Here is a 21,544-nt window from a genome sequence, read left to right on the forward strand (position 1 = left end):
CGCTGACGCGAATTACTCGATGATCTTCGACACGACGCCGGCGCCGACGGTGCGGCCGCCTTCGCGGATGGCGAAGCGCAGGCCGTCTTCCATCGCGATCGGTGCGATCAGCTCAACGCCGAACTTCAGGTTGTCGCCCGGCATCACCATCTCGGTGCCTTCCGGCAGGGTCACGGTGCCGGTCACGTCGGTGGTGCGGAAGTAGAACTGCGGACGGTAGTTCGCGAAGAACGGGGTGTGGCGGCCGCCTTCTTCCTTGGTCAGGATGTAGGCTTCGGCTTCGAACTTGGTGTGCGGCTTCACCGATTTCGGCGCGCACAGAACCTGGCCGCGCTCAACGCCTTCACGGTCGATGCCGCGCAGCAGCGCGCCGATGTTGTCGCCCGCTTCACCGCGGTCCAGCAGCTTGCGGAACATTTCCACACCGGTGCAGGTGGTGGTCTGGGTGTCGCGGATGCCGACGATCTCGATCGAGTCGCCCACGTTGATCACGCCACGCTCCACACGGCCGGTCACAACGGTGCCGCGGCCGGAGATCGAGAACACGTCTTCGATCGGCATCAGGAACGGCTGGTCAACCGCACGTGCCGGGGTGTCGATGTACTCGTCGACAGCCGCCATCAGCGCCTTGATCTTCTCTTCGCCGATTTCCGGATCACGGCCTTCCATCGCCGCCAGCGCGGAGCCCGCGATGATCGGGATATCGTCGCCCGGGTAGTCGTAGGACGACAGCAGCTCGCGGATTTCCATTTCGACGAGCTCCAGCAGCTCTTCGTCGTCGACCTGGTCAACCTTGTTCATGAACACGACCATCTTCGGGATGCCAACCTGGCGGCCCAGCAGGATGTGCTCGCGGGTCTGCGGCATCGGGCCGTCAGCGGCGTTCACAACCAGGATCGCGCCGTCCATCTGGGCAGCACCGGTGATCATGTTCTTCACGTAGTCGGCGTGGCCGGGGCAGTCGACGTGCGCATAGTGGCGCGCTTCGGTCTCATATTCCACGTGCGCGGTGGAGATGGTGATGCCGCGCGCTTTTTCTTCCGGTGCGCCGTCGATCTGGTCGTAGGCTTTGAAGTCACCGAAGTATTTGGTGATCGCTGCGGTCAGCGTGGTCTTGCCGTGGTCAACGTGGCCGATGGTGCCGATGTTGACGTGCGGTTTATTACGTTCAAACTTTTCCTTAGCCATGCCTTGGGCGCCTTTTGAAATGAGGGGTCAGCGTTGACCCGGTTTCCTCTGCGCGGGCGGATTATTTGGTTTGCGCGCAAAAATCAACCCGTTCCAGCTTGACAGAAGCGGAAATCACCGGGCTTAACCAGCCGGGGCGGCCTCCGCTGCAGCCGTTGCTGCCGCGCCTGCGGAACCTGCCGCGGGGCGCGGGGCGAACCAGCCCTGCTCCTTGTGATTTTCGGCCATCCATTCCTCGACCTTGTCGGCGATGTTGAGCGCCAGCCCCTGGATCTGCTGTTCCTTGGTGCGGGCATGGCCCGACCCCAGCAGCGCGCTTTCGCCGGTGGTGCTTTCGAAGATTTGCATCTGGTGCTTCTTGGCGAGGAATTTCTTGTTCGCCACGTCATAGACAAACACGTTCACGACCACCGCGCTTTTGGGAGAGAACAGCACCGGCACGCCGGGCGGTGCCAGCATGAAGCCTTCGAGCGTCACCGCCACATCGTATTGCTGGGTGCCTGCGTAGCGGCGCAGCCGGGCGTTCAGCGCAGACTCGATCGGGGAGGTCCATTCGCTGTGGTCGGCGTTGCGCGACAGCGGCCATTGCAGCGCCTTTTCGGTGTAGACATGAGTCACCCGGGCCTGGAACGCCCCCAGATCCTCGGGCGCTTCGTCCAGCCGGGTTTCACCGCAGGCAGTGAGCAGCGCCAGAGCGGCAAGCAGGGCAGAAATGCGGATCATGAGGCGTCCTTTGTAGGTATTCGGCCCAGCCGTGATAGCGCCGCGCGCCGCCGCGGGTAAAGACCCCTGAACAGGAACCCCCGCGCGGGTGGCGCGGGGGGCACAGGCTGGCCGGAAAATCCGCTGCCTATTTGAACTTGTAGCTCCGCGGGAAACCGTGCGGCGGGCGCTTGCCGACGCTGGCGCGCTTGCCCAGCCATTCGCTGAGGTCAGCCGCGTGGCGGGTCTTGCCGCCGCCCATTTCCCACTTGAGGCCCTCGTCCCAGCGGAAGGTGGTGATGTCGCTGAGACCGCCGTCCAGCTCCAGCGAGCCCTGTTTGCCGCGGGCCATGTTGTATTTCTGCAGGCGCACGCCCTTGCCGCGGGTCAGCTCGGGCATCTCCTCGACCGCGAAGACCAGGAACTTGCCGTTCTCGGAAACCACGGCGACGTGGTCGCCCTCCACCGGGATACAGACCTTGGCGCGCTCGTCGTCCTTGACGTTCAGCACCTGTTTGCCGCTGCGGGTCTGGGCGACGATTTCCTTCTCGGCGCAGATGAAGCCGTTGCCCGCATCCGAGGCGACCAGCAGGCGGCCCTCCGGGTTGTGGATCAGCAGGTCGACGATCTCCGCCTCGTTCGGCAGGTCGACCATCAGGCGGAGCGGTTCGCCCATGCCGCGGCCGCCCGGCAGGTTTGCCGCCGACAGGGTGTAGAAGCGGCCGTTGGAGCCGAACACCAAGAGCTTGTCGGTGGTTTCCGCGTGGAAGATGAAGCGCGGGGCGTCGCCGTCCTTGAACTTCAGCTCGCGGCTGAGGTCGATGTGGCCGGTCATGGCGCGGATCCAGCCCATCTGGGAGCAGACCACGGTGATCGGCTCGCGGTCGATCATCGCCTCCAGCGGCACGTCTTCGGCCTCTCCCGCTTCGGCGAACAGCGTGCGGCGGGCGCCGCCTTCGTAATCCTTGCCGAACTGCTTCTTGGTTTCCTTCAGCTGTTCGGAGATGCGGGACCACTGGAGTTCTTCGGAGGCCAAGAGCTCCACCAGACCGGCGCGCTCCTCGCGCAGCGCATCCCGCTCGCGGGTCAGTTCGATCTCTTCCAGTTTGCGCAGAGACCGCAGGCGCATGTTGAGGATCGCCTCGGCCTGCACCTCTGTCAGCTCGCCGACGCCCCGTGCAGGGGTGATGTAATCGGCCTCAGTGAGGGCGCGCGGGTGGTCCTTGCTCCAGTCCTCGCGGATCAGCGCGGCCTTCGGGTCCTCGTCATAACGGATGATGTCGATCACCCGGTCGAGGTTCAGGAAGGCGATGATGAAACCTTCGAGCACCTCCAGCCGGTGGTCGATCTTTTCCATCCGGTGGCGCGAGCGGCGCTGCAGCACGTCGCGGCGGTGGTCGAGGAAAGCGCGCAGCACCTCCTTCATTGAGCAGACCTTGGGCGTGACACCGTCGATCAGCACGTTCATATTGAGGCTGAAGCGGATTTCCAGGTCTGAGTTGCGGAACATCATGTTCATCAGAACCTCGGGGTCCACGTTCTTGGACTTGGGTTCCAGGACGATACGGATGTCGTCCGCAGATTCGTCGCGCACATCGGCGAGGATCGGCACCTTCTTGGTCTGGATCAGCTCGGCGATCTTCTCGATCAGCTTGGATTTCTGGACCTGATAGGGGATCTCGGTGACGACGATCTGCCACTGGCCGCGGCCCAGGTCCTCGACCTCATGCTTGCAGCGCAGGCGGAAGGAGCCGCGGCCGGTGCTGTAGGCCTTGGCGATGTTTTCCTTGGGTTCGACGATGATGCCGCCGGTGGGGAAATCGGGGCCTGGCACATAGTTCAGCAGCGTGTCATCGCGCGCATCCGGGGTCTTGATCAGATGCAGGCAGGCGTCGATCAGCTCAGCAATGTTGTGGGGCGGGATGTTGGTCGCCATGCCCACAGCGATGCCGGCCGCGCCGTTTGCGAGGATATTCGGGAAGGTTGCGGGCAGCACCGCCGGTTCGGTCAGGCGGCCGTCGTAGTTGTCCCGGAAATCGACCGCGTTTTCGTTCAGGCCGTCCAGCATCGCCTCGGCCACGAAGGTCATCCGCGCTTCGGTGTAGCGGGAGGCGGCCGGGTTGTCGCCGTCGATGTTGCCGAAGTTGCCCTGGCCGTCCACCAGCGGATACCGGACGTTGAAGTCCTGCGCCAGGCGCGCCATCGCGTCATAGATCGCGGCGTCGCCGTGGGGGTGGAAGTCGCCCATGGTGTCGCCGGAAATCTTGGCCGACTTCAGGAAGCCGCCGGTGGAGCTGAGCCGCAGGCGGTTCATCGCATAGAGGATTCGCCGGTGCACCGGCTTCAGCCCGTCGCGGGCATCGGGCAGCGCCCGGTGCATAATGGTGCTGAGCGCATAGGTCAGATAGCGCTCGCCAATGGCGCGGCGCAGCGGTTCCAGGATTTCACCCTGTTCAGGGGCAGACGGCATGTCGGGATCTTCTACCAGGTCGGTCATGAAATCGTGATACTGCCGCCGCCGGAATTGGTAAAGCGGGCGTGCGCGAAATTCGCACAGCTTTGCCGCCTGCGTGCAGGGCGCGGGGGAGAAGACAGAAGAGTCTCCCCTATTTCCCGCGCGGTGACTTGCCCTAGATAAAAGGGAACCAGGCAGCCGCGCCGCGCGTTACTTTCCAAACTCTTGCAATCAGGGCAGCGGCCTTTTGCGGGTCATTGGATTTGCCTGTTTATTTTGGTCTGGGGGGACCTGGTTATGTCGCGATTTGTTATGTTGTCCTTCGCTTTTCTTGGGTGGGGATTTTATGAGCTGAGCGGCGGAGCGGATTTTGAACCGCCTCAGCGGCCCGAACCGGTCGCCGCTGCCAAACCAAGCACCAGCGCGCCGGAAACCGCCAGAATCACTGCAGCCTCGCTGAAGGCGCAGCCTGTGCTGACCCGCCGGTCGCAGGCAAACGCGCCGGTGCGCCCCAAGGCTGACCCGGCGCTGCGGCAGCGTGTGGCAGCCGCGCAGCTTGTCAATGCGTCCAGCGTCCTTGCCTCCACCCAGTCCGCATTCTCGGTCGGCTCGGGCGGCGGCACGCTGCAGCTCGCCTCTCTGGATGGCGGCCTGGCCGCGATCACGGCAGCCCCTGCCCCGCAGACCGCTGATATCGCTGGCACAGCGGCAGAACCTACTCCGGAACCGGTCATCGACCGCCGCCGGATCCGCGCGTCGCGGGTGAACATGCGCCAGGGGCCGGGCACCAAATACCCGGTGCTGACCCGGCTTCTGGCCGGTGAGGAGGTCATCGTGATCGAGGACACCGGCACCGGCTGGCTGCATCTGCGCGCGCCCGAAAAGGGCGTTGTCGGCTGGATTGCCGCTTCCCTGGTGAGCAAGAAACGCCCATAACTGGCGCCGGGCAATCCGGGTCAAAGGGCGTTTCGCATGAAAAAATCCATCCTGATTACCGGCTGTTCCTCCGGCATCGGCCTGGATGCGGCGCGGGGTATGCGGGAGCGGGGATGGCGCGTGTTTGCCTCCTGCCGCCAGCAGCGCGATTGCGACCGGATGCGCGCCGAGGGGTTTGAGAGCCCGCGCATTGATTACACCGACCCGGCCAGCATCGAATCCGGCCTGGCGGAAGTGCTGGCAGCCACCGGCGGCACCCTGGATGCGCTGTTCAACAACGGCGCCCACGGTCTGCCCGGTGCGGTGGAGGATCTGCCGACCGACGCGCTGCGCACGATTTTCGAAGCGAATTTCTTTGGCTGGCACGAGCTGACCCGGCAGGTAATCCCGGTGATGCGGGCGCAGGGGCACGGGCGGATCGTGCAGAACTCCTCGATCCTGGGGTTTGTCTCCTTCCCGTGGCGCGGCGCCTATGTGGCGACGAAATACGCGCTGGAAGGGCTGACCGACACCCTGCGGGTCGAGTTGCAGGGGTCCGGCATCCACATGGTGCTGATCGAGCCGGGACCGGTGACGTCGAAGATCCGGGAAAAGTCGATCCCGTATTTTGAGCGTTTCATCAACTGGAAAGCCTCGCCGCTGCGCGAGCTGTATGAAAAGCGGCTGCTGAAACGGCTCTATGAGAGCAGCGGACCGGACCGGTTTGAGCTGCCGCCCTCCGCCGTGACCGCCAAGCTGGCGCATGCCTGCGAATCCCGCCGCCCGCGGCCGCGCTATTATGTGACCGCCCCGACCCATATCGCGGGCGTCCTGCGCCGGATCCTCAGCACAAGGGCAATTGACCGCATCCTGGTGCGGCTCGGATAGCGGATTCGCGGTCGCCTTCGGCTGTCGCGCGCGGTAGACGGGGCCAACAGAATTGATACGCTTGGGGGACAGAATGAGCGATCCGCTGTATTATCTGGCACTGGCAGCCGTGGCGGCTGTGGTTGTGGCGCTGGTCATCGGCATTGGCGGCTTTGGCAAGGGCGGCGAGTTCAACCGCCGCAATGCAAACAAGATGATGCGCCTGCGCATCCTGTTTCAGTTCATTGCGGTGGTGCTGGTGCTGTCCTACGTCTATCTGCGCAACCAGGGAGGATAAGCGGCGATGGTCGTTCTGAACAAGATTTACACGCGTACCGGCGACAAGGGCGAGACAGCGCTGGGTAACGGCGAGCGGGTGGCCAAGCATTCGGCCCGCGTGAACGCCTATGGCACCTCGGATGAGCTGAACTCTTTTGTCGGCGTGGCCCGGCTGGAGGCAGACGGCGAGATGGACGCCGCCCTGGCGCGCATTCAGAACGATCTGTTCGACCTCGGCGCCGACTTGTGCCGTCCGGAAATGGCAAAGGACGCGGACTCCGAATACCCGCCGCTGCGGGTTGTGGCGGCGCAGGTCGAGCGGCTGGAAGCCGAGATCGACGTCATGAACAAGGATCTGGAGGCGCTGCGCAGCTTCATCCTGCCGGGCGGCTCGAAACTGGCGGCGCATCTGCATGTCTGCCGCACTGTCGCCCGCCGGGCCGAACGGCTGGCCACCGACCTCAGCACCTCAGAGGACGTGAACCCGGCGGCGGTGAAATACCTGAACCGGCTTTCCGATTGGTTCTTTGTCGCCGCCCGCACCGCCAACAACGGCGGCAAGGACGACGTTTTGTGGGTTCCCGGCGCCAACCGCTGAGGCGCCCTGCCCGGTCCGATTCGCGCTTTGCGCCGGATTCTTGCGAATCCGGTGCCAAACGCGTCACTTGCAGCAGCGCGTTCCTGCCGCTGCGGCAGCGGCGTCCTGCCGTCGCGGCAACAGCGTTCTGCCGTTGCGGCACGCGGATTTCCCACCGGAAACATTCTTGCAAAAATGATGTTCCAAATGAGCATACGCGACGTCGGCGTGCGCTAACGTGACGATTTTGCCCTGTTGCAGGCGCACACCAGCCGGTATCAACGCTGCGAGAGCATAGAGGGGGAGTCGCCCTGGGGCGGCTTGCCGTTTGTTAAGGAGAGAACGCAAAATGAAGGTACTTGTGCCTGTCAAACGCGTGATTGACTACAACGTGAAAGTCCGCGTCAAAGCGGACGGCAGCGGTGTCGATCTCGCCAACGTCAAAATGTCGATGAACCCCTTCGACGAAATCGCCGTTGAAGAAGCCATCCGCCTGAAAGAAGCCGGCAAGGCTGACGAGATTGTTGCGGTTTCGATCGGCGTGAAGCAGGCCCAGGAAACCCTGCGCACCGCGCTGGCGATGGGCGCAGACCGCGCCATCCTGGTGGTTGCTGCCGACGACGTGCACACCGACATCGAGCCGCTGGCCGTTGCCAAGATCCTGGCCAAAGTGGTCGAGGAAGAGCAGCCCGGCATCGTGCTCTGCGGCAAGCAGGCGATCGACAACGACATGAACGCCACCGGCCAGATGCTGTCGGCGCTGCTGGGCTGGTCCCAGGGCACCTTCGCCTCCGAGCTGGACATCGTGGGCGAAACCGCCAAGGTCACCCGCGAGGTCGACGGCGGCCTGCAGACCATTTCCGTGAAGATGCCCGCCATCATCACCGTGGACCTGCGCCTGAACGAGCCGCGCTATGCGTCGCTGCCGAACATCATGAAGGCGAAGAAAAAGCCGCTGGACGAGAAAACCGCCGCCGATTACGGCGTCGATGTCACGCCGCGCCTGGAAATCGTCAAGACCGAAGAGCCGCCGGCACGCGCCGCAGGCATCATCGTCGGCTCCGTCGACGAACTGGTTGAGAAACTCAAAGAAGCGGGGGCTGTGTAATGGCTGTTCTTCTCCTTGCTGAAGTGACCGACGGCGCGCTGTCGCTGGACGCAACCGCCAAAGCCGTTGCCGCTGCCTCCAAGCTGGGCGACGTGACCGTTCTGGCCGCTGGCGCCTCCGCTGCTGCGGCTGGCGAAGAAGCTGCCAAGATCGCAGGCGTTTCCAAAGTGCTGGTCGCCGAGGACGCATCGCTGGGCCACCGCCTGGCGGAGCCGACCGCCGCGCTGATCGCGGGCCTGGCGTCAGACTATGAGCACATCGTTGCTCCGGCCACCACCGACGCCAAGAACGTTCTGCCGCGCGTCGCCGCGCTCTTGGACGTGATGGTGATCTCGGACGTGTCCGGTGTTGTCGACGGCAACACCTTCGAGCGCCCGATCTATGCCGGCAACGCGATCCAGACCGTGAAATCGAAGGACGCCAAGAAAGTCGTCTCCTTCCGCACCGCGTCCTTCGACGCCGCTGGCGAAGGCGGCTCGGCACCGGTTGAGACCATCTCTGCGGCGGAAAACCCCGGCCTGTCCGAGTGGATCGAAGACAAGGTTGCCGCAAGCGACCGCCCCGAGCTGACTTCGGCCGGTATCGTTGTCTCCGGCGGCCGTGGCGTTGGCTCCGAGGAAAACTTCAAACTGATTGAAAACCTGGCCGACAAGCTGGGCGCAGCCGTTGGCGCATCCCGCGCTGCCGTCGACTCGGGTTATGCCCCGAACGACTGGCAGGTGGGTCAGACCGGCAAGGTTGTCGCCCCGGACCTGTATGTCGCCGTCGGCATCTCCGGTGCGATCCAGCACCTGGCGGGCATGAAAGACTCCAAGGTCATCGTGGCGATCAACAAGGACGAAGAAGCACCGATCTTCCAGGTTGCGGACTTCGGCCTGGTTGCCGACCTGTTCGACGCTGTTCCGGCGCTGACCGAAAAGCTGGGCTAAGCCCCGCTGGATTGATAGAAAACGGAAAGGCCCGCCAAATGGCGGGCCTTTTTTTTCGATCCTCACCTAGGTGCTATTTCCGCGGAAGCATCGGTTCCAGGCAGCCGGCCAGTGCATCGGCGATTCGCAGATGCTCTTTCGGCCCGATCATGTGGCGTGCTGCCGGCAGCTCCATCTGGCCGAACACCATGCCGGCAATATCGCGCGCGGCTGCCGCGGATTCGGCCCGGAACTCCAGGATCCCCTGCACCTTGGGGCGCAAGGCATCCGCCATCGCGCGGTCCACCAGAACCGGCTCATCCGGGAAACCGGAATCCGCCTCCAGATGATAGCGCAGCCACAGCAGCAGCACGCGGCCCCCCAGCGCGTCGATCAGCGCGCTCATCCGTTCGATCCAGCTGCGCTGCAGCTGTTCGCGCACCTGTTCGAACCGCTGGCCGGAGATGTCCCGCAGGGTGCAGAGCAGATGTTTGTTGAAGTGGAATTCGGTGAAATCCACCTCCGGATAGAGCGCCTTGAGCGCGGGCTGCGCCTGCAAGAAGCGGTCATTGCGGCGCGGATGCACCCGGTAATAAGGGTTCGAGATATTTTGCGCGCCCAGCATTTGCAGCACCGAGACCTGCGCGCCCCTGGCGATGCCGGTCAGGGTCTCATCCTGCGCGAAACTGTCCAGCCCGGCATTCACGCTGCCCAGGTTGATGCAATCCACGCCCAGCCGGCCTTGCAAGGAGTCGACAAAGGGAAATTCAACGAATCGCCCGTAAACTTCGGTTCCGCCTAGAAAAGCGACGTAAGGCTCGGCCAAGGACCGTTGCGGCCCCCGCACCAGCAGCCGGGAATCCCCATATCTGCATGGTTCCCCCGAAAGCGCCCCCGCGCTTTTGAGTTCATAGCTCATTTCACCACCAATTTTTCACCCGAGACTCACTCTGAAGGCGAACCATTGCAATTTCCCTAAAGTGAGAATTTGCCTCAAATCCGCCCAAGCTGCTCTTGTGCCCGCCCTTCCCCGGCCAGTAAGGTTGCGGCAGATATTTCGGGAGCCTGAGGCATGGGAATTCAGAAGGTTGGTGTGATCGGCGCCGGGCAGATGGGCAATGGCATTGCCCACGTCATGGCGCTTGCCGGGTACGATGTTGTGCTGAACGACGTCAGCCAGCAGGCGCTGGACAGCGCGCTGAGCCTGATCCACAAGAATATGGAGCGCCAGGCCGGCAAGGGAAAGATCTCTGAAGCGGACATGAAAGCGGCGCTTGCCCGCATTCAGCCGTCGCTGAAGCTGGCCGATGTCGGCGCCACCGATCTGGTGATCGAGGCCGCCACCGAGCGCGAGACCGTGAAGCAGGCCATTTTCGAAGACCTGCAGCCGTATCTGATGCCGCATACGATTCTGACATCCAACACGTCGTCCATCTCGATCACCCGCCTGGCCAGCCGCACCGACCGCCCCGAGCGGTTCATGGGGTTCCATTTCATGAACCCGGTTCCGGTCATGCAGCTGGTGGAGCTGATCCGCGGCATTGCCACCGATGAGCCGACCTTCAGCGCCTGCCAGGAAGTGGTGGCGCGGCTGGGCAAGACCTCGGCCAGCGCAGAGGATTTCCCTGCCTTCATCGTCAACCGCATTCTGATGCCGATGATCAACGAGGCGGTCTATACGCTCTACGAGGGGGTCGGCTCCGTCAAATCGATTGATGAGTCGATGAAGCTGGGCGCCAACCATCCGATGGGGCCGCTGGAGCTGGCGGATTTCATCGGCCTGGATACCTGTCTGGCGATCATGAACGTGCTGCACGACGGGCTGGCGGACACCAAATACCGCCCCTGCCCGCTGCTGACCAAATACGTTGAGGCCGGCTGGCTGGGCCGCAAGACCCAGCGCGGCTTCTACGACTACCGTGGTGAAACCCCGGTGCCGACGCGCTGATCCTGAGCGGCGGGAGGGGGCGCGCCCCCCTCTTGGCCTCGCGGCCAGTTCACCTCCGGGATATTTCCAGCCAGAAGAAGAAGTGGGGCCTGATCAGCCGCCTTTGCCGAGGCTGAGCGTATGCTCGCGCAGCCAGGCCATGAAGCCGCGCGGGTCGCTGTGCAGCTTTTCCATCTGCGCGTCCGTCAGCGGCTTGCCGACCACCGGCGCCTGAGGCTTGTTGCAGGAGCGCACGATTTCATGCAGCAGGAGGCCCTGGCGCAGGATCGGCGAGATCTGGCAGGCGATCTGATACCAGCGCGAGTTCGAGCCCGGGAAATAGATCGGAACCACCCGGGCGCCGGAGCGGCGGATCAGCTGGGCGGTGAAGACGTTCCATTCGCGCTCAATCGCGGGGCCGAACCAGCTGTCCGACGACATCACCACGCCCGAGGGGAACAGCGCCACCGCGCCGCCTTCCTTGAGGAAGGCCATGGTCTTGGCCCGCATATCGACCATCTTGCGCTGCGCTTCGGGGTCATGCGGGAAGGGCACCGGGATCATGAAGGAGGTCGCGGCCTCGTCCAGGCCGGTCAGCACCGAGCGGGTCAGGATGCGGTAGTCGAGGCGGCGGCGGCCAATGAGATCGGCAAAGATCATGCCATCGACCATGCCGTGCGGGTGGTTGGCAACGATCACCACCGGCCCCTCGGCGGGGATATTGTCGATCTGCTCCTGCGGCGTCTCCAGGCCGATGCCCATGGTGTTGAGCGCCCCGCGCCAGAACTTCTGGCCGCGGTATTCGGCGTTGTTTTTCTCGAACTTGTTGACCATGCGCAGGATCGTCAGCTTGCCGGTCAGCCATTCCATGGTCTTGATCGCCAAGGAGGTCCAGCGGTCGTCAAAGGAGTTGGCATAGGTCAGAGTGCGGCGGTCATAGACCTCGCCCGTCTGCTCAGCGGTCTCCGATGCGATGCCGGTATTCCTGTCGTGTGCGGTATCCGCCAATGTGTTCTTCCCGTTCCGCTGCCGGCGCGGGCCTAGTAGCCCTCGCCGAACTTGTCGGCCACCAGGGCCTCCAGCGCATGCGCCAGCGCATCAGCATCGGGCCCCGAAGTCTCGACGTCAATAGTCGTTCCTTTCGAGGCTGCCAACATCAAAAGGCCCATAATGCTGTCACCGGAGGCGGACAGCCCGTCCTTGATCACCTCAGCAGAGGCGTCAAACCCTTCGACCACCTCTACCAGCTTGGCCGAGGCGCGGGCGTGCAGCCCTTTTTCGTTGATGATTTTCAGCGTCTTCAGAGCCATTTAATGTGCCTGCTCCCCGTCAGGGTTTACGTTTTGGGCGTTAATATACTTGCGCCCGGCCTCCATGGCCTGCCGGGCCGCGTCGGCCACCGGCAAGTGGCGGGATTTCGCCAGCTTGATCAGCATCGGAAGGTTGGCCCCATAGAGAATGCGGCGGTCGGGCGGTGCGCAGGCCTTGAGGCTGAGGTTGGAGGGCGACCCGCCGAACAGGTCCGTCACCACCACAACCCCGCCGCCGGTGTCGACCTCATTGGCGGCAGCGCAAATCTCGTCCTGCTTGGCCGCCCGGTCGTCATCGGGGCCGATGGCAATGGCCACCAGGCTGGGCTGCGGACCCACAACGTGTTCCACCGCGGCGAGGTACTCCTTCGCCAGCCCGCCATGCGCAACGATCACAATCCCGATCAACCCGGCCTCTCACTTTGTTGCTGGCCTTGCAGCTCGCGGTGTCTAATTGACACTTGCTGGCCGTCTTCTGCAAGGGCCTTCGCCAGGGTTTCCGCCATCGTCACCGATCTGTGCTGGCCGCCGGTGCATCCGAAGGCGATGGAGAGATGCGACTTGCCTTCGTGGCGGTAGGCGGGCAGCAGCAGCCGGGTCAGGTCCAGCACCCGGGTGAAAAACGGCTCGTACAAGGGGTCTGCCTTGACGTAGTCCTGAACCGCGCGGTCCTCGCCGCTCAGCCGCCGCAAGGCCGGCTCCCAGTAGGGGTTGGCCAGGAACCGGCAGTCGAACACCATGTCAATGCCGTGCGGCATGCCGCGCTTGTAGGAGAAGCTCTGCACAGACAGCGCCAGCGCCCTGCCCTCCGGCGCGAACCAGCGCTCGATCTCCGCCTTCAGCTGGTGGACGTTCATCTCCGATGTATCCAGGAGGATGTCGGCCCGGTCCCGGATCGGCCCCATCAGGTCGAGTTCGCGGCGCACGCCTTCGCCTGGAGATTCGGCAGGTGCCAGCGGGTGGCGGCGGCGGGTTTCCGAATAGCGGCGCAGCAGCACGTCCGGCTGTGCGTCGAGGTAGAGCACTGTCAGCTCCAGCTCGCCGCGGCCGGCCAGCATGTCGATCACATCCAACAGAGCGCGAGGCGAGAAGTCCCGGTTGCGGCTGTCCAGCCCCAGCGCCATCGGTCGCGGCGCAGCAGCGGCGCCGAACAGCCCGGGCAGAAGCCGCAGTGGCAGGTTGTCGATCGCCTCGAAGCCGAGATCCTCCAGCACGTTGATTGCCGTGGTCCGGCCCGCGCCGGAGGGACCGGTGACCAGAACCGCCGGCACCGCCTGTTTCATGGGCTCAGGCATCCGGGTCCAATGCTCCGCATCTGAGGTACTGCATCAGGGCCGGGGCGAAATGAGCGCCGTCCACCCGTCTGAGCCGGGCCACCTCCTGCCCCAGCAGGCGGGTTGTGCGGCGCACCGGCAGGCGTTCGGTTTCCGTTTCGTCGAGGTCCACAAGCGCCGCCACCGGCACCGGGCTGCGGATCTGCGCGTGCAGCAGCCCCATATAACGTGCCTCGATCAGCCCGCGGATCGGTTCCGGCGCGCTGGCGACCAGCCGGCCGTCCAGAAGCTGGACCTGCACCCGGTCATCCGCCACCAGCTGGGCGCCGAAGGCCATCAGCTGCAGCGCCAGCGCCGACTTGCCCTGGCCGGAGGTACCGGTGATCAAAAGCCCCCGCCCCTCCAGCGCGACGCAGGAGGCATGCAGGATGAGGCTTTCGGGTTCTGGCATGGCTTACACCGGAAGACCGACCACGAACCGCGCGCCCAGGGGTTCGGAAGTGACATCGGCCTCAGTCGGGCGGATGTTTTCGGCCCAGATCACGCCGCCGTGCGCCTCCACGATCTGCTTGGAGATCGCCAGCCCAAGGCCGGAGTTGTTGCCGAAATGCTCCATCGGGCGCTGCGAGTAGAAGCGTTTGAAGATCTTGGACAGCGCCTGATCCGGGATGCCGGGGCCGGTGTCCTCGACCACCACCAGCACCCGGTTGGCGCGGCGCCGCGCCCAGACGCGGATGGCGTCGCCTTCTTCGCAGAAGGAGATCGCGTTGGTGATCAGGTTGACAAAGACCTGCGCCAGCCGGGCCTCCAGCCCTTGCAGCATAATCGGCTGGGCCGGCAGGTCGGTGATATAGTCGATCCCCTTGGCGCGGGCGTCCTCGCCCAAATACTGGTTCAGATTGCCCAGCATGGCCAGCAGGTCGAACTCCTCTTCCTCCTCCTTGACCAGCTCGGCGTCGAGCCGCGAGGCATTGGAGATGTCGCTGACCAGCCGGTCCAGGCGGCGCACGTCATGTTCGATCACATCCATCAGCTTCTCGCGCTGATCGTCGCGCTTCACCATGCGCAGGGTGCCGACGGCCGACTGCAAACTCGCCAGCGGGTTCTTGATTTCATGCGCCACATCAGCAGCAAACTGTTCGTTGCTGTCGATGCGGGAATACAGCGCCTTGACCATGCCGCGCAAAGCCCGGCTGAGGCGTCCGATCTCATCCGGGCGGGCGGAGAGGTCGGGAATGCGGATCCGGCCCGTGCCGGATTTGCGGCTGCCGCGCTCGCGGCCCAGTTCAGCGGCCTCGGCCAGGTCGGCCAGCGGATTGGCGATGGTGGAGGCCAGCACCAGGCTGAGGCCGACCGAGACCAGCAGGGCGACAACGAACATCTGCAGCACCCGCTCCTGCTCGCCGCGCACCAGCGCGTCCACTTCGCCGGTGGGCGAGGTCAGGGCAATCACGCCGACGGCCGCCCCGTTGTGGAGGATCGGTGTCGCGGCTGAAATCACCCGGCTGCCTGTGGTGTCGACCACGGTTTCTACCCCGGTGCCGCCGTTCATCGCCTGGTCGACCAGGCCGCCCAGCCGCTGCTCCAGCGACGGGCCGGGGCCGCCCGGGCCGCCAGCAGTCGCGCTGCCGCCGCCGGCAATGCCCCAGAGGGCAGACAGCATATCGCTGATCACCGTCCTGCTGGTGCCGCTGTCATTCAGCACATTCAGGACGTCGCTGCGGTCGACCCCCTTGACGCTGGAAATCAGATTGCCGGTGGTGTCGAAAACAAAGGCCTCGACGCCGCCGCGCAGGCTGAGACGCGCCAGTGTGTCCTCGGCCTGGATGCCATCGCCGGCCGCAAAGCTGACCGATCCCGCAGCCGGCATTTCCGCCTCGAACACGTCGGCGGCCAGCATCGCCTCAGAGACCAGCGCGCCGGCACGCTGCTGCACCAGGCTTTGGCGCGAGGAATTCAGATAGAGGATGCCAGAGACCAGAATGATCAGCGCAATCAGGTTGAAAGTGATGATCTTGCGGGTGAGCGGCGAGCCTTTGAGCGACAGCAGCCCGCGGCGCGCGCGGCTGACCTGCATTTCCCGCGTGACGGATTGCTCGGGGGTGACCCAATCCTCCCCCAAGACCACATCGCCGCCCTGCTGGCGTTGCACTATGCTGGTATCGCGCATGCGCGCCCACTCCTCCGGCCGGGGGCTTGCGCCCCGCTCAAACGTGCCGCCTATTCTTCATTATAACGGTAACCGATTCCATAAAGAGTTTCGATTGCCGCAAATTCCGGATCCGCGCTGCGCATCTTCTTCCGCAGACGCTTGATATGGCTGTCAATGGTGCGGTCGTCCACATAGACCTGGTCATCATAGGCCACGTCCATCAGCTGGTCGCGGCTTTTGACAAAACCGGGCCGCTGGGCCAGCGCCTGCAGCAGCAGGAATTCGGTCACCGTCAGCGACACATCCTTGCCCTTCCAGCTGACCGCGTGGCGCAGCGGGTCCATCCGCAGATTGCCCCGCTCCATCACCTTGGTCTCTGGGCTGCTGGTGCCGGCGGCATCGCTGCTGATCGCCTCCTGGCGGCGCAACAGCGCCCGGATCCGCTCCACAAGAAGCCGCTGCGAGAAGGGTTTCTTGACATAGTCGTCAGCACCCATCCGCAATCCCAGCACCTCGTCGATCTCGTCGTCCTTGGAGGTCAGGAAGATCACCGGCATCTGGGTTTTCTGGCGTAGCCGCTGCAGCAGGTCCATGCCATCCATGCGCGGCATCTTGATGTCCAGCACGGCCATATCAGGCAGCTTCTTGTTGAACGCATCCAACGCCGCCTGGCCGTCATTATAGGTTTCGACCTCAAAGCCTTCGGCCTCAAGCGTCATGGAAACCGATGTCAGGATGTTCCTGTCATCGTCAACCAAAGCAATCTTTGACATTGGAATTGCCCCTAATCTGCTCTGTTCTCTGTTTTGTTTTAGCCACTTTCATCGCCGTTCTGATGCGCCGAATCAATCCCATTTGAGGAATCGCGGCGATCTTTGGGCTCTATTGGGGCAAAAATACCTTAGCGTCTGCTGAACAAGCGGGCGCTTTTCCCGATTGCAAATAATGGTTGCGCTAAACATCGCCTTGGTGGCGCTAACTAGGGTAAGCCGGTCTGTTCACCGCCTAAAACGCCATGTTAAGACCGCGCCACCGGCAGCGATGCCGTTTTCTATTGCCCCAATGGCGCAGCCGCGCAGCCTGCGTGCCGCCCGCGCCGCCACAGGAGAAAAAACGCATGACATCTGGACGGGTTAACCCGAAATTCCGCCTCGAAGATCAGGGCATCGAGGGCCTGGGCAATGTCTATTACAACTTCATGGAGCCGGCGCTGATCGAAGCCGCGCTGAAGCGCGGCGAAGGCACGCTGGGCAATGGCGGCGCCTTCCTGGTCACCACCGGTAAATTCACCGGCCGCTCGCCCAAGGATAAACATGTCGTAAAAACCGACAGCGTGCGCGACACCATCTGGTGGGACAACAATGCAGCGATGAGCCCGGAAGGCTTTGATGCGCTTTATGCCGACATGCTGGAGCACATGAAGGGCAAGGACTACTTCGTCCAGGACCTGGTGGGCGGCGCCGACCCGGCACATGCGATCAACGTCCGCATGGTGACCGAGCTGGCCTGGCACAACCTGTTCATCCGCACCATGCTGCGCCGCCCGGACCGTGAAGACCTGGATGATTTCATCGCCGATTTCACCGTCATCAACTGCCCCAGCTTCAAGGCCGATCCCCAGCGGCACGACTGCCGCAGCGAGACGATCATCGCGATGAACTTCGACCGCAAGATGATCCTGATCGGCGGCACCGAATACGCGGGCGAGAACAAGAAATCCGTGTTCACCCTGCTTAACTACCTGCTGCCGGAGAAGGGCATCATGCCGATGCACTGCTCCGCCAACCACGCCAAGGGCAACCCGGTCGACACCGCTGTGTTCTTCGGCCTTAGCGGCACCGGCAAGACCACCCTGTCCGCCGACCCCGACCGCGTTCTGATCGGCGATGACGAGCATGGCTGGGCCGACAACGGCACCTTCAACTTCGAAGGCGGCTGCTATGCCAAGACCATCAACCTCAACCCCGAGGCAGAGCCGGAAATCTATGCCACCACCTCCAAGTTCGGCACCGTGATCGAGAACATGGTGTTCGATCCGGAGACCAAGGAGCTGGATTTCAACGACGACAGCCTGACCGCCAACATGCGCTGCGCCTACCCGCTGCATTACATCTCCAATGCATCGTCCAGCGCCCGCGGCGGCCACCCCAAGAACATCATCATGCTGACCTGCGATGCGTTCGGCGTGCTGCCTCCGATCGCGCGGCTGACCCCGGCGCAGGCGATGTACCACTTCCTGTCCGGCTTCACGTCCAAGGTGGCGGGCACCGAGCGCGGCGTGACCGAGCCGGAGCCGACCTTCTCCACCTGCTTTGGCGCGCCCTTCATGCCGCGCCGCCCGGAGGTCTACGGCAACCTGCTGCGCGAGAAGATCGCCCAGCATGGCGCGACCTGCTGGCTGGTAAACACCGGCTGGACCGGCGGCGCCTATGGTACCGGCTCGCGCATGCCGATCAAGGCCACCCGCGCGCTGCTGACCGCGGCACTGGACGGCTCGCTGGCGGACGCGGAGTTCCGCAAGGACGCCAACTTCGGCTTTGACGTGCCGGTCAATGTGCCGGGCGTGCCGGAGCTGCTGCTGGATCCGCGCCGCACCTGGGACGACAAGTCGGCCTATGACGCGCAGGCGGCCAAGCTGGTGCAGATGTTCTCCGACAACTTCGAACAGTACCTGCCGTTCATCGACGACGACGTGAAGGCCGCGGCCATCGGCTGAGGCTGAGCGATTTCCCCTGAGGAAAGAAAACCCCGGCCATGCGCCGGGGTTTTTCATTTCAGGAAATTAATTTTCCAATAAATCCTTCCTTAACCCTTCCGCGCAAACCTTCCGCAAGCGCAGCTTTGCGGCGGGTTTTCTGTTTGTTGCGCCGCACCCAGGGAGGGCGAAATGGATAAAGAGGCTTTGACCGTTTTCAACAGCATATTCAGCACCGGCAGCGCATTTGTGTACCGCTGCGCCAATGATGAGAACTTCACCATGAAGTTCATGGCGGGACAGGTCGAAAAACTCTGCGGCTGCCCGAAGTCGGACATTCTGGGAAACGCAAAGGTCTCTTACGCTGGATTGACCCATGCTGAGGACATCGGCCGCGTCTGCGCCGATGTGGATGCTGCCATCGAAAGCCGGGGCAACTGGGACGTTGCCTACCGGCTCAGCCGGCCCGACGGCACGGAAACCTGGGTGCGCGAGCGCGGCAATGCCGTGTTCAGCGACAGCGGCGAAATGATCTATCTGGAGGGGCTGGTCGTGGATGCCTCAGCCGAGGTCAGCCTGCGCAGGGAACTGCAGGAGACGCTGAACCGCACCGAGGCGGCCAACGCCGAGATCATAAATCTTGCCGAGAACATCCTGCGGTCGGTGCAGAAGCTGTCGATCCTGGCGATCAACGCCGGGATCGAGGCCGCGCGGGCAGGCAAGGCGGGGCTGGGCTTTGCCTATCTTGCCCGGGAGATCAAGGCGCTGGCGGATGAGAACAACCGCTGGGCCAGCCGCATCACCGACACGATGGCCCAGCGCAAGCGCGACGAGGCGCGGGAGGCCGCGAGCGGCACCAAGACCGGTTAGCGGGACACCGACCCCGCAACCATATCCCGTACCTTGAGCGCGTAGCGGTCAGTCATGCCGGAGACGAAATCGGCCAGCGCGTGCATCGCCGTATAGGCGTCCTCCACCCCGCGCAGGTCCAGATCCACAGCACGGATCAGCTTGCCCCAATAACCATGCCTTGCCTTCAGTTCCTCTGCGTCCCAGCTGCACCCGGCAAGGTCGCTGTAAAGACCGTGGAAATGGTCCAGCACCGCGTGCAGCACCTGGCGCCCGGTGATCTCCAGCTCTGTCTTGCGGCGGGCGACGAAGATCCGCTGCTCCGACAGCTCTTTCAGACGGGCAAAAGCCTGCGCCTTGGAGGATACCTCCATCAGCCCGTCGTTAAACTCGCCCATCATGATGGCGTCATAGTGTTCCAGAAAGGCGGTCACGGCGGCGTCGATCGACTGGCCGATGGCAAAGGCGCGCAACAGCCCGATGCGGTCGCGCATCGGCAGGCCGCGCTCCTCGTTCGGTTTGCCGACGATCGCTTCCAGCGCCTCCGCAACCTCAGCGCGGTCCAGGTCGCCCATGCTGGCCGCATCCTCGATATCCAGAATGCGGTAGCAGATGTCATCCGCAGCCTCGACCAGGAAGGCCAGCGGATGCCGCCGCCGCCAGCCGCCCGGCTCGGCCGGCAGGCCCAGCGCTTCGGCGGTCTCCTCAAACAGCGCTGCGTCCGACTGGAACACGCCGAATTTCTTGAGGCCGACATAGGGCGCTTTGCCGGTCCCAACAGCCTCATCCCGCACCAGACGGGTGCAGGGGTATTTCATGAACGCGCCCAGCGTCGCATAGCTGAGCCGCAGCCCGCCCTGCTGCTGCGCGTATTCCAAGCGCCCGACGATGCGGAACCCCTGCGCGTTGCCCTCGAAATGCTCGAACTCGGCGCGCAGGTGCGGCGGCACTTGTGCTGCGATGCCGCGGCCGGACCGGAACTGCGCCGCGAACCAGTCGCCGATGCTGTCCTCGCCGGAGTGGCCGAACGGCGGGTTGCCGATGTCATGCACCAGGCAGGCGGCCTCGACGTGGCCGGCCAGCCGCGCCACCTGATCTGCCGCCAGGCTGCCCCGCTCCGCCAGCGCAGCCCCCGCCCCTGCGCCCAGAGAGCGGCCCACGCTGGCAGTTTCCATGCTGTGGATCATCCGGTGGTGCACGTGATCATGGTTGTGCAGCGGGTGCACCTGGGTTTTCTGCGCCAGGCGGCGGAACGGCTCGGAAAACAGGATCCGGTCATAGTCCTGAAGATAGGCCGGGCGGCCGGGTTTCTCGCCATACTCCGGCCGGCACAGCCGCCCCGGGTTCAGCAGCCTGTTCCACTCCATCGCCATGTGCCTGCTCCTTTGCCTGTCTGACAGCGCTTAAACGGGAGGCCGGGCGGAATTGCAAACGCTTCAGCGCGGCTTGATCCCGGCGGGCTCCAGCTTGTGTTCGGGCTCCACGTGAATCACCGCCTGCGCATCCGGAAGCGCCGCCTTCAGGGCCGCTTCCACCCGGTCGCAGATGTCATGCGCGGCCCGCACCGGCATGGCACCGTCAACCACCATGTGAAACTCGACAAACAGGGCGCGGCCAGCGCGGCGGGTTTTCAGCCCGTGCACCTGCAGCGCCCCCGCCGCGGAGCGGTGGATGATCTCCTCGATTCGCGCGCGCTCCGCTTCGGGTGCGGCCATGTCCATCAGCCCGTTCACGGAGGACGCGATCACCCGCCACCCCTCCCGCAGGATGTTCACCGCCACCAGCAGCGCCAGAAGCGGGTCAAGAATGGCCCAGCCGCTGGCCAGTGCCAGCCCCAGCCCCGCCAGCACCCCGGCAGAGGTCCAGACATCGCTCATCAGGTGCCGCCCGCCTGCCGACAGCGCCGGCGAGCTCAGCCTTGCGCCCGCCCGCAGCAGCACCTGCGCCCACAGAAGGTTCACTGCCATTGCCAGCGCATTGACCAGCAGGCCCGCCGGGCTCCAATCCGCCATCTCGGGCCGGGACAGGGCGTTCACGGCCTCATGCACGATCACCAGCGCGGCAATCACGATCAGGATGCCTTCGATCACTGCCGAGAAGTATTCGGCCTTGTGGTGGCCATAGGGGTGGCCTGCGTCCGGCGGCCGCTGGGCATAGCGCACTGCAAACCAGGCCATCACTGCACCGCCGATGTTCACCAGCGATTCCAGCGCATCGGACAACAGGGCCACCGAGCCGGTCATCTTCCAGGCCGCGATTTTCAGCCCCATCACCGCAAGCGCAACGAAGATCGAGCCCGTCGCCAGTTGCTGCGCATTGAACCTTTGAGACATGATCC

Annotated in this window: 22 protein-coding genes; 9 read left to right on the top strand and 13 right to left on the bottom strand. The window is 64.0% G+C overall.

Annotated elements, in window-relative coordinates:
- Positions 1 to 12: 12 nt before the first annotated feature.
- From tuf to parC, 3 genes are all read right to left on the bottom strand, one after another.
- Positions 13 to 1,188 (bottom strand): elongation factor Tu, encoded by a 1,176-nt coding sequence (gene tuf, locus DAEP_RS0112780; protein WP_008555140.1) that lies wholly within the window; start codon positions 1,186 to 1,188, stop codon positions 13 to 15.
- 123 nt (positions 1,189 to 1,311) lie between these two features.
- Positions 1,312 to 1,911 (bottom strand): hypothetical protein, encoded by a 600-nt coding sequence (locus tag DAEP_RS0112785; protein WP_027244914.1) that lies wholly within the window; start codon positions 1,909 to 1,911, stop codon positions 1,312 to 1,314.
- A 127-nt stretch (positions 1,912 to 2,038) separates the two neighbouring features.
- Positions 2,039 to 4,387, bottom strand: coding sequence for a DNA topoisomerase IV subunit A (parC, locus tag DAEP_RS0112790; protein ID WP_008554858.1), 2,349 nt, complete (start codon positions 4,385 to 4,387; stop codon positions 2,039 to 2,041).
- Between the two features lie 255 nt (positions 4,388 to 4,642).
- Here parC and DAEP_RS0112795 point away from each other — a divergent pair, with 255 nt between their 5' ends.
- The 6 genes from DAEP_RS0112795 (at position 4,643) to DAEP_RS0112820 (ending at position 9,020) form a co-directional block, all read left to right on the top strand.
- Positions 4,643 to 5,281: an SH3 domain-containing protein gene (locus DAEP_RS0112795; protein ID WP_027244915.1), complete on the top strand. Its 639-nt coding sequence runs from the start codon at positions 4,643 to 4,645 to the stop codon at positions 5,279 to 5,281.
- 36 nt (positions 5,282 to 5,317) lie between these two features.
- Positions 5,318 to 6,148, top strand: a complete 831-nt coding sequence (locus DAEP_RS0112800) for an SDR family NAD(P)-dependent oxidoreductase (RefSeq protein ID WP_008554099.1) — start codon at positions 5,318 to 5,320, stop codon at positions 6,146 to 6,148.
- A gap of 73 nt (positions 6,149 to 6,221) precedes the next feature.
- Positions 6,222 to 6,425 carry a twin transmembrane helix small protein gene (locus DAEP_RS0112805; RefSeq protein ID WP_008553684.1) on the top strand — a complete coding sequence of 68 codons (204 nt, stop codon included), beginning with the start codon at positions 6,222 to 6,224 and terminating at the stop codon, positions 6,423 to 6,425.
- 6 nt (positions 6,426 to 6,431) lie between these two features.
- Positions 6,432 to 7,004, top strand: a complete 573-nt coding sequence (locus DAEP_RS0112810) for a cob(I)yrinic acid a,c-diamide adenosyltransferase (RefSeq protein ID WP_008557080.1) — start codon at positions 6,432 to 6,434, stop codon at positions 7,002 to 7,004.
- Between the two features lie 328 nt (positions 7,005 to 7,332).
- Positions 7,333 to 8,091: an electron transfer flavoprotein subunit beta/FixA family protein gene (locus DAEP_RS0112815; RefSeq protein WP_027244916.1), complete on the top strand. Its 759-nt coding sequence runs from the start codon at positions 7,333 to 7,335 to the stop codon at positions 8,089 to 8,091.
- The gene (locus DAEP_RS0112820) at positions 8,091 to 9,020 is read left to right on the top strand and encodes an electron transfer flavoprotein subunit alpha/FixB family protein (protein ID WP_008553762.1); all 930 of its coding nucleotides are present in this window, start codon (positions 8,091 to 8,093) and stop codon (positions 9,018 to 9,020) included. Before DAEP_RS0112815 ends, DAEP_RS0112820 begins: the two co-directional genes overlap by 1 nt.
- A gap of 73 nt (positions 9,021 to 9,093) precedes the next feature.
- Here DAEP_RS0112820 and DAEP_RS0112825 read toward each other — a convergent pair whose 3' ends face one another.
- Positions 9,094 to 9,918, bottom strand: a complete 825-nt coding sequence (locus DAEP_RS0112825) for a DUF6473 family protein (RefSeq protein ID WP_027244917.1) — start codon at positions 9,916 to 9,918, stop codon at positions 9,094 to 9,096.
- 153 nt (positions 9,919 to 10,071) lie between these two features.
- Here DAEP_RS0112825 and DAEP_RS0112830 point away from each other — a divergent pair, with 153 nt between their 5' ends.
- Positions 10,072 to 10,947 (top strand): 3-hydroxybutyryl-CoA dehydrogenase, encoded by an 876-nt coding sequence (locus tag DAEP_RS0112830; RefSeq protein WP_027244918.1) that lies wholly within the window; start codon positions 10,072 to 10,074, stop codon positions 10,945 to 10,947.
- Positions 10,948 to 11,040: 93 nt separating this feature from the next.
- On the opposite strand, the gene DAEP_RS0112835 is transcribed toward DAEP_RS0112830, so the two are convergent.
- From DAEP_RS0112835 to DAEP_RS0112865, 7 genes are read right to left on the bottom strand one after another with little or no spacing between them, the layout of a single operon-like run.
- Positions 11,041 to 11,934, bottom strand: coding sequence for a lysophospholipid acyltransferase family protein (locus DAEP_RS0112835; RefSeq protein ID WP_008556568.1), 894 nt, complete (start codon positions 11,932 to 11,934; stop codon positions 11,041 to 11,043).
- A 32-nt stretch (positions 11,935 to 11,966) separates the two neighbouring features.
- Complete coding sequence (locus DAEP_RS0112840; RefSeq protein ID WP_027235562.1) at positions 11,967 to 12,236, bottom strand: HPr family phosphocarrier protein; 270 nt, start codon at positions 12,234 to 12,236, stop codon at positions 11,967 to 11,969.
- The gene (locus DAEP_RS0112845) at positions 12,237 to 12,644 is read right to left on the bottom strand and encodes a PTS sugar transporter subunit IIA (protein WP_008554296.1); all 408 of its coding nucleotides are present in this window, start codon (positions 12,642 to 12,644) and stop codon (positions 12,237 to 12,239) included.
- Positions 12,641 to 13,519: an RNase adapter RapZ gene (rapZ, locus tag DAEP_RS0112850; protein ID WP_245595088.1), complete on the bottom strand. Its 879-nt coding sequence runs from the start codon at positions 13,517 to 13,519 to the stop codon at positions 12,641 to 12,643. The genes DAEP_RS0112845 and rapZ overlap by 4 nt, the downstream gene beginning before the upstream one ends.
- 4 nt (positions 13,520 to 13,523) lie before the next feature.
- Entirely contained in the window at positions 13,524 to 13,961 is a 438-nt protein-coding gene (locus DAEP_RS0112855) for an HPr kinase/phosphorylase (protein ID WP_008557385.1), read from the bottom strand.
- Between the two features lie 3 nt (positions 13,962 to 13,964).
- Positions 13,965 to 15,680, bottom strand: coding sequence for a sensor histidine kinase (locus tag DAEP_RS0112860; RefSeq protein WP_027244920.1), 1,716 nt, complete (start codon positions 15,678 to 15,680; stop codon positions 13,965 to 13,967).
- A gap of 50 nt (positions 15,681 to 15,730) precedes the next feature.
- A complete protein-coding gene (locus DAEP_RS0112865; protein ID WP_008555485.1) occupies positions 15,731 to 16,435 on the bottom strand; it encodes a response regulator transcription factor in 705 nt (234 codons plus the stop codon).
- A 344-nt stretch (positions 16,436 to 16,779) separates the two neighbouring features.
- Here DAEP_RS0112865 and DAEP_RS0112870 point away from each other — a divergent pair, with 344 nt between their 5' ends.
- A complete protein-coding gene (locus tag DAEP_RS0112870; RefSeq protein ID WP_008557637.1) occupies positions 16,780 to 18,378 on the top strand; it encodes a phosphoenolpyruvate carboxykinase in 1,599 nt (532 codons plus the stop codon).
- A 171-nt stretch (positions 18,379 to 18,549) separates the two neighbouring features.
- Complete coding sequence (locus tag DAEP_RS22705) at positions 18,550 to 19,227, top strand: methyl-accepting chemotaxis protein (RefSeq protein WP_051337391.1); 678 nt, start codon at positions 18,550 to 18,552, stop codon at positions 19,225 to 19,227.
- On the opposite strand, the gene dgt is transcribed toward DAEP_RS22705, so the two are convergent.
- Positions 19,224 to 20,579 (bottom strand): dGTP triphosphohydrolase, encoded by a 1,356-nt coding sequence (gene dgt / locus DAEP_RS0112880; protein ID WP_208855447.1) that lies wholly within the window; start codon positions 20,577 to 20,579, stop codon positions 19,224 to 19,226. The two genes, DAEP_RS22705 and dgt, sit on opposite strands and share 4 nt — an antisense overlap.
- 63 nt (positions 20,580 to 20,642) lie before the next feature.
- Complete coding sequence (locus DAEP_RS0112885; RefSeq protein ID WP_008554981.1) at positions 20,643 to 21,539, bottom strand: cation diffusion facilitator family transporter; 897 nt, start codon at positions 21,537 to 21,539, stop codon at positions 20,643 to 20,645.
- Positions 21,540 to 21,544 lie beyond the last annotated feature (5 nt).

Origin of the sequence: Leisingera daeponensis DSM 23529 (assembly GCF_000473145.1) — a bacterium.
Lineage (GTDB): Bacteria > Pseudomonadota > Alphaproteobacteria > Rhodobacterales > Rhodobacteraceae > Leisingera > Leisingera daeponensis.

Coding starts and splice junctions, on each gene's coding strand:
- tuf (WP_008555140.1), bottom strand. CDS start 1,188: ATGGCTAAGGAAAAGTTTGAACGTAATAAACCGCACGTCAACATCGGC.
- DAEP_RS0112785 (WP_027244914.1), bottom strand. CDS start 1,911: ATGATCCGCATTTCTGCCCTGCTTGCCGCTCTGGCGCTGCTCACTGCC.
- parC (WP_008554858.1), bottom strand. CDS start 4,387: ATGACCGACCTGGTAGAAGATCCCGACATGCCGTCTGCCCCTGAACAG.
- DAEP_RS0112795 (WP_027244915.1), top strand. CDS start 4,643: ATGTCGCGATTTGTTATGTTGTCCTTCGCTTTTCTTGGGTGGGGATTT.
- DAEP_RS0112800 (WP_008554099.1), top strand. CDS start 5,318: ATGAAAAAATCCATCCTGATTACCGGCTGTTCCTCCGGCATCGGCCTG.
- DAEP_RS0112805 (WP_008553684.1), top strand. CDS start 6,222: ATGAGCGATCCGCTGTATTATCTGGCACTGGCAGCCGTGGCGGCTGTG.
- DAEP_RS0112810 (WP_008557080.1), top strand. CDS start 6,432: ATGGTCGTTCTGAACAAGATTTACACGCGTACCGGCGACAAGGGCGAG.
- DAEP_RS0112815 (WP_027244916.1), top strand. CDS start 7,333: ATGAAGGTACTTGTGCCTGTCAAACGCGTGATTGACTACAACGTGAAA.
- DAEP_RS0112820 (WP_008553762.1), top strand. CDS start 8,091: ATGGCTGTTCTTCTCCTTGCTGAAGTGACCGACGGCGCGCTGTCGCTG.
- DAEP_RS0112825 (WP_027244917.1), bottom strand. CDS start 9,918: ATGAGCTATGAACTCAAAAGCGCGGGGGCGCTTTCGGGGGAACCATGC.
- DAEP_RS0112830 (WP_027244918.1), top strand. CDS start 10,072: ATGGGAATTCAGAAGGTTGGTGTGATCGGCGCCGGGCAGATGGGCAAT.
- DAEP_RS0112840 (WP_027235562.1), bottom strand. CDS start 12,236: ATGGCTCTGAAGACGCTGAAAATCATCAACGAAAAAGGGCTGCACGCC.
- rapZ (WP_245595088.1), bottom strand. CDS start 13,519: ATGAAACAGGCGGTGCCGGCGGTTCTGGTCACCGGTCCCTCCGGCGCG.
- DAEP_RS0112855 (WP_008557385.1), bottom strand. CDS start 13,961: ATGCCAGAACCCGAAAGCCTCATCCTGCATGCCTCCTGCGTCGCGCTG.
- DAEP_RS0112860 (WP_027244920.1), bottom strand. CDS start 15,680: ATGCGCGATACCAGCATAGTGCAACGCCAGCAGGGCGGCGATGTGGTC.
- DAEP_RS0112865 (WP_008555485.1), bottom strand. CDS start 16,435: ATGTCAAAGATTGCTTTGGTTGACGATGACAGGAACATCCTGACATCG.
- DAEP_RS0112870 (WP_008557637.1), top strand. CDS start 16,780: ATGACATCTGGACGGGTTAACCCGAAATTCCGCCTCGAAGATCAGGGC.
- DAEP_RS22705 (WP_051337391.1), top strand. CDS start 18,550: ATGGATAAAGAGGCTTTGACCGTTTTCAACAGCATATTCAGCACCGGC.
- dgt (WP_208855447.1), bottom strand. CDS start 20,579: ATGGCGATGGAGTGGAACAGGCTGCTGAACCCGGGGCGGCTGTGCCGG.
- DAEP_RS0112885 (WP_008554981.1), bottom strand. CDS start 21,539: ATGTCTCAAAGGTTCAATGCGCAGCAACTGGCGACGGGCTCGATCTTC.